Genomic DNA, 6072 nt, shown 5'->3' on the forward strand with positions numbered 1-6072 from the left:
GACCCGCTCCGGGGCGATTACTCGTTCATGCCCTCAATCAGCTCCACGACCATCTGCCCGTGCTCCAGATCGACGTCGTGGATAAAATCCGCGACGAAGGGGAGCAGCAGTTCGCCCCCGTCGTGCCGGTGCACGACAACGGTCAGGTGCGCGGGGTGCTCGAGGACGTTCGCGACGGTACCGAGGGCATCGCCCTCCGTTGTCGTAACCGCCATCCCGATCATGTCGTGAATCAGAAGCTCGTCTTCGTCGAACGTCAACTGCTCTTCGTCAACGAAAACCGACTGCTTCGTGATCTTCTCGGCCGCATCCCGGGAATCCACCTCGTCCAGACGGAGGATAACCGTGGTGCCGCGCTTCGTCTGCTGATACCGAACGGATGCTACGGTAAACGTTTCGACCGATATCGCATCGGCGCCGACCTGAACCCGTTCGAATGATTCAAACTGCTCCGGATCGGACGTCTCCGGTTTCACCTTCAGCTCTCCGTGCACGCCGTGTGGGCGGAAAACAAACCCCACACGAACGAGCGCGCCGGATTGCTCATCTGCATCGTTCGACGAAGCGGTGTCACCGGAGCCGTCGGCATTCACCGATGGCCCGGCGGACGCATCCGTCGGCGCATGCAGCACGGGAAAGGGAAACCGATCGAACATGGCATCATGGCGGGACCGGCACTGATCCGTGAACGAATCGGCACCAGACCGCGGCTTACTTGTCGTCCTCGTCGTCCGTGTCGTCGGCCTCCTCGTCGGAGGACGCATCATCGGACGCTTCGGCGTCGGCGCTCTCGTCGTCGGATTCGTCGGCTTCTTCAGCCTCCTCTTCCTCGGCAGCGGCTTCTTCGGCGGCTTTGGCTTCCGCTTCTTCCTTGGCTTTGCGTTCGGCCTCTTCTTTCGCCTTCCGCTCTTCCTCGGCTTTGCGGCGCGCCTCCTCCTCCAGCTCTTTGACTCGCTCACGCTCGGCCTCGAGCGCTTTCTGGCGACGCATGTCGGCCGTCATCTTGATCTCATCGCCTCTTTCGGCCATGCGCTCAAGATGGTCGGCGACGGCGGCGTCGATATCCTCCTCGCTCTCCCCCTTCAATTGGAGGGTGCGACGGAGAAGCACGCCCCGCTTCCGCAGGAGCGACCGCACCGTATCACTGGGCTGAGCACCCTGATTAAGCCAGTAAATGGCCCGCTCTTCGTCCAGCTGGACTTCCGCGGGTTGTTCGAGGGGATAGTAGCGACCGAGGTCTTCGATGTACCGTCCGTCACGAGCGTTACGCTGGTCCGTGGCGACGATGGAAAAAACCGGGATCTTCTTGCGCCCCATTCGGCGCATGCGAAGTTTAACAGACACGTTCGTTAGCTACGGGGTTCTGTTCAGAAGTACATTCGGCAGATCGTGACGGTCGCAGCGCAACAGGTGGATCCCGCTGCTGCGGCGAAGAAAATTGGTAGTCTCCGTTTGGGCGATCACCGGAGCATCCGGGTAGATAAGGCCGGATCGGTCACCGCATCCCCGGTCGAGCCGGGGGCAGCCGCGGCAGGCGCACGCAGCCGGAGAGGTCTGCGTGCGTGCCGATGTCGTGGCGCCGAAGCGCGGCGCCGGGTTGGGTGCTTCGTCAGGTGGTGTGCGTCTGCCGGGCAAACGCAGACATATACTACATGCCCGGGAACGGGGAGTTGCCTCCTCCGAACTTGTTCATCAGTTTCTTGAGATTCATCGATCGTCCCTGGCCGGTCAACTTAGACATGGTCTTCATCATCTTCTTCATCTCACGGAACTGCTTAATGAGCTGGTTCACGTCCCGAACTTCCATGCCGCTGCCCCGGGCGATGCGACGCCGTCGCGTTCCGTTGAGAATTTCGGGATGGGCGCGTTCGTCGGGCGTCATCGACTGGATCATCGCCTCGATGTGCTTGAACGCATCGTCGTCAACATCGAGATCCTTGATCTGACGTCCGACACCCGGAATCATGCCGAGCAGGTCTTTGACCGAGCCCATCTTCTGGATTCGCTGGAGCTGGTCGTAGAAGTCCTGCAGATCGAAGTCTTCCGACCGGATCTTCTGCTGGAGCTTCTCTGCCTGCTTCTCGTCGTACTGCTCTTGCGCCCGCTCAACGAACGACACGACATCCCCCATGCCGAGGATGCGCTGGGCCATTCGATCAGGATAAAACTCCGTGAGCGCATCCAGCTTCTCGCCGGTGGACGCGAACTTGATCGGTTTCTCCACCACCGAGCGGATCGACAGGGCCGCCCCACCGCGGGTGTCCCCGTCCAGCTTCGTGAGGACGACACCGTCGTAGTCAAGCTGTTCGTTGAACTCCTTGGCCGTATTGACCGCATCCTGTCCCGTCATGGAGTCCACGACAAACAGAATCTCATTCGGATCCACGGCCGACTTGATGGCCGACACCTCCTCCATCATCGCCTCGTCGATGTGCATGCGGCCGGCGGTGTCGATAATCACCATGTCGCGCGCCGACTTCCGGGCTTCTTCAACCGCCTCCTTCGCCACGCGGACCGCATCCTGCACCGGTTTTCCATCGTCCCCGCTGATCGTGTAGACCGGGACATTAATGTTGCCGGCCAGCTTCTGAAGCTGGTCGACGGCGGCCGGACGATACACGTCAGCAGCCGCAAGAAGCGGTGCGCGTCCCTTGCTCCTCAGATGCTTCGCCAGCTTTGCAGAAAACGTTGTTTTACCGGAGCCCTGCAGCCCGGCAATAAGGATCACGGTCGGCGGGTCTTCCGCATACTCGATCTCCTCGTGCTCACCACCGAGGACGCGCGTGAGCTCGTCGTAAACGATCTTCGTAAGCTGCTGACCGGGCGTCACGGACGTCAACACGTCGTCGCCCATCGCCTTCTCCTTCACGTTGTTCGTGAACTCCTTGGCGACCTGGTAATTCACGTCGGCGTTCAGGAGCGCTCGACGGATCTCACGCATCGTTTCCGCCACGTTGAGCTCGTTGATCCGCCCCTGGCCCGTGACGGACTGCAGGGCACCTTCCAGTTTTTCAGACAGGCTCTCAAACATGAGCGCGGAGCGTGCGATGATACGAGTCTAGAGAAATCGGCGGATTGCGGGACCCATGCCCCGAGCACCCCGCCACCAGCGCCGTCCCGATGCTACAGGACAGCCGTTACAAGCCCGACGCATCAGATGGAGGCGCCGGGCTTCAGGCAGATTGGTAAACGTAGTGACAGTCGCGCACAACAACAATGCGTCAGCACGTGCGCGCCGCGAAGATCGCATGGATGTCACGAACCGGCAGCGCGGGTCTAATCGGAGGGCGTATTTGCCACATCGTCCGATGCTTCTGCTCGAAGCAGGTCAATGGTCTCCACCGCGTGACGCAGGTGCGGAATCACGATGGAGCCGCCCACGACCAGGGCGACGTTCATGGCGTCGTCCAGTTCGTCGTCAGTATAGCCGTGATCGATGCATTGCTGCAGGTGGTAATCGATGCAGTCGTTGCAACGAAGCACCATCGAGGCAACGAGGCCAAGCAGTTCCTTCGTCCCACCGTCCAGCGCACCATCGCGATACGCCGCTGTGTCGAGATTGAAAAACCGCTTGATCCCGAGATGTTCTTTCTCCTCCAGGATACGGTTATTCATCCGGTCCCTATACGCCCGAAATGCCTCTAATCGATCCGTTTGCCCAGGTGTGTTCATTATTAATTCGCCAGAGAGGTAACCGATTCACGTGTTGACCCACTGCAGACGTCCGGATCCGGGAAGAGGAACGTGCCGACACGTGGATGCTCGTCGTACGGAGCAACACGTAGGGTAACATTTCCCTTGGCATGCGCGTTCTGGATCACGACCACGAAGCAACGGAAAACGCGCGTCGCCTCCGGAGTGTGCAGGACCGCGTGCACCGAGAGCAACCTTCGATGTTTCGCCGCGGTATCACCTTTCCACGCACAGCGGTTTCGAACCGATAGCGTTTATGTCTCCGTCCCTCTCAAAATCTCAACTCCGCGGCCAGTTCGACCGGGCCCGGCGATCAATGGATCCGGGGACCGTCCGCCGCTTCAGTGAGCAGATTGCACGGCATGCGCTTGAATTGCCGGCGCTCTCCACGGCATGCACCGTGCACACGTACTGGCCGATCCCCGACCAGAACGAGGTTGACACGCGACCGCTCATCAACCACCTCCGGGACCGCGGCGTCGAGATCGTGCTTCCCGTAGTGACAAGTTTCGAGGCCGGCGCGCCGAAGATGACGCATCGACGTTTCACGACCCGTGCGTCACTACAAAAGAACGCGTGGGGGATTCCCGAGCCCGTCGACGGAGATCCCGTACCGCTTGCCTCGATTGATGTGGTCGTCGTACCCGCACTCGGCGCTGGCTTGAATGGCCACCGCATCGGCCATGGATGGGGATACTACGACGCCTTTTTGTCGAATCTCTCACCCGATACACCGCACATCGTGCTCGCATTCGATGCCTGCGTGCGGCCGAACGTCCCGAGTGAGCCGCACGACGTACCGGTCGACGCGATCGTGACCGAAACGGGCGTCCACAGCGTGTCTGTAGCATCATCCCCCGCCAGCACAGAGCCCGACTGATAATTCCTTCGCCCCCTGCATCACCCTCACTTCATTCACAGTGAACACGGAATCGACGATGGCTTCTTCCGGGTCTTCCTCTCAGATGCGCACTCCGGGTCCCGAGTCTGACGACCGGTCGCGACGTCAATCGGACTCCGAGATCGATATTTCGGAGATGCGCACCAATCTTGACGCTGCCGACCGACGGGCGTCTGGACCGACGCCGCAGGAGGCGTTCGATACAGGCAGAACCACGCTCAACCTGGATCACATCAGCGACGAGGAGCTCGACGCGTTCTTCTTCGACGAGGAGAGTGACGAAGAGAGCTGGCTCAACGCCCCGACGCTGACGGGCATCGCGCTCATCGTCATCGGGTTTGTTTACCTGATGGCTGAGATGGGCATTCTGTCCGGCATCGCCCTCCCGGCCATGATCTCTCTCCTCCCCTGGCTTGCCGGCGTCTTCGTGGTCGTGCTCGGCTTCGGTCTCCTCTCGCGCGGACGGTCGGACACGCGTCGCGAACGGGAAGCGGCCGACCGGTCCCGGTCCCGTCGCCGTTCGAAGTCACCGAAACGATCCTCGCGCGAAAAACGCTCGACCACAACCTCGGACGCCTCGACGGAGGCCGAGTCCGCCTCCACATTCGAGATGCCGGAAAGCCCCACGTCGGGCACGTCCTGGAATCCGTTTGGTAAGAAGCGGATTCCGTTGCGGCGCTCGATGTCGGACAAACGAATCATGGGGGTCTGCTCCGGTATAGCAAATTATTTCAACATCGACCCGACCCTCGTTCGCATCGCCTTTGTTATCGGCGTCATCGTAACGGGCGGACCGTTCATCCTTGCCTACATCGGCCTGGGATGGGCGATGCCAAAAGACACGGAGTTGTCGCATGAGGAGCGCATGCGAATCATCCGCGATAGCTGACGGCGATGTATCGATTTTCCGCGAGCGTTCCTGGATTCCTCTCGACAGCCGCACCGGACGGGATCCGCTACGCGGTAGCCCACAATACGAACAGCCTGACCCGAGCGGTCAGGCTGTTTTGATTTGCCGAAAGAACACGTCCTCGTTACTCGGCCTCCACCGGTTCAGGCAACGTCCCCGCGGCCCCCACGTGGAGCTGGTCCGGGTGCAGGTAGCGCTGCGTGGCTTCGGCAACCTCTTCGAGAGACAGCCCCTCGATTACATCCGGGAAGCGGTCGATGTAAGCGACCTCAAAGTCACGCTCAGCGTTCGTCAGGAGGGTTTGCGCCAGACTCCCGGTCGTTGCCAGGCCGACAATGAAGGACCCGGTGATCGTCGTCTTGACCGTCCCGAGCTCATCCTGCGTCGGCCCCTCCTCAACGAACTCTCGAATCACATCGATCGTCGCCTCGACGCCGGCTTCGAACGTTTCCGAACTGAGCGTGACGACGGTCCGCCACGAGCCCTGATGCGTCGTCGACACTCCGCTGAGGCTGGAGCTAATGTGGTACGTCAGGCCCTGCTCGTCGCGCACCTCATTCATGAGGCG

Annotated in this window: 7 protein-coding genes; 2 read left to right on the forward strand and 5 right to left on the reverse strand. The window is 60.8% G+C overall.

Annotation, left to right across the window (positions count from 1 at the left end; all coding sequences use genetic code 11):
- Positions 1-17: 17 nt before the first annotated feature.
- The 4 genes from rimM to ACFCU0_RS11460 all read right to left on the reverse strand — a co-directional run bounded on the left by rimM (position 18) and on the right by ACFCU0_RS11460 (position 3615).
- A complete protein-coding gene (gene rimM, locus ACFCU0_RS11445; protein ID WP_434973806.1) occupies positions 18-656 on the reverse strand; it encodes a ribosome maturation factor RimM in 639 nt (212 codons plus the stop codon).
- A 55-nt stretch (positions 657-711) separates the two neighbouring features.
- Entirely contained in the window at positions 712-1344 is a 633-nt protein-coding gene (gene rpsP / locus ACFCU0_RS11450; RefSeq protein ID WP_434973807.1) for a 30S ribosomal protein S16, read from the reverse strand.
- Positions 1345-1648: 304 nt separating this feature from the next.
- Positions 1649-3031 carry a signal recognition particle protein gene (ffh, locus tag ACFCU0_RS11455; RefSeq protein WP_434973808.1) on the reverse strand — a complete coding sequence of 461 codons (1383 nt, stop codon included), beginning with the start codon at positions 3029-3031 and terminating at the stop codon, positions 1649-1651.
- 245 nt (positions 3032-3276) lie between these two features.
- Positions 3277-3615, reverse strand: coding sequence for a carboxymuconolactone decarboxylase family protein (locus tag ACFCU0_RS11460; protein ID WP_434973809.1), 339 nt, complete (start codon positions 3613-3615; stop codon positions 3277-3279).
- 334 nt (positions 3616-3949) lie between these two features.
- Here ACFCU0_RS11460 and ACFCU0_RS11465 point away from each other — a divergent pair, with 334 nt between their 5' ends.
- Entirely contained in the window at positions 3950-4573 is a 624-nt protein-coding gene (locus tag ACFCU0_RS11465; RefSeq protein ID WP_434973810.1) for a 5-formyltetrahydrofolate cyclo-ligase, read from the forward strand.
- A gap of 157 nt (positions 4574-4730) precedes the next feature.
- A complete protein-coding gene (locus ACFCU0_RS11470) occupies positions 4731-5483 on the forward strand; it encodes a PspC domain-containing protein (protein WP_434973811.1) in 753 nt (250 codons plus the stop codon).
- A 145-nt stretch (positions 5484-5628) separates the two neighbouring features.
- On the opposite strand, the gene ACFCU0_RS11475 is transcribed toward ACFCU0_RS11470, so the two are convergent.
- On the reverse strand, positions 5629-6072 hold a 444-nt coding region (locus tag ACFCU0_RS11475; protein WP_434973812.1), incomplete at its 5' end, for a M16 family metallopeptidase.

Origin of the sequence: Longibacter sp. (genome assembly GCF_051155795.1) — a bacterium.
In the GTDB taxonomy this organism is placed as follows: Bacteria; Bacteroidota; Rhodothermia; order Rhodothermales; family Salinibacteraceae; genus Longibacter.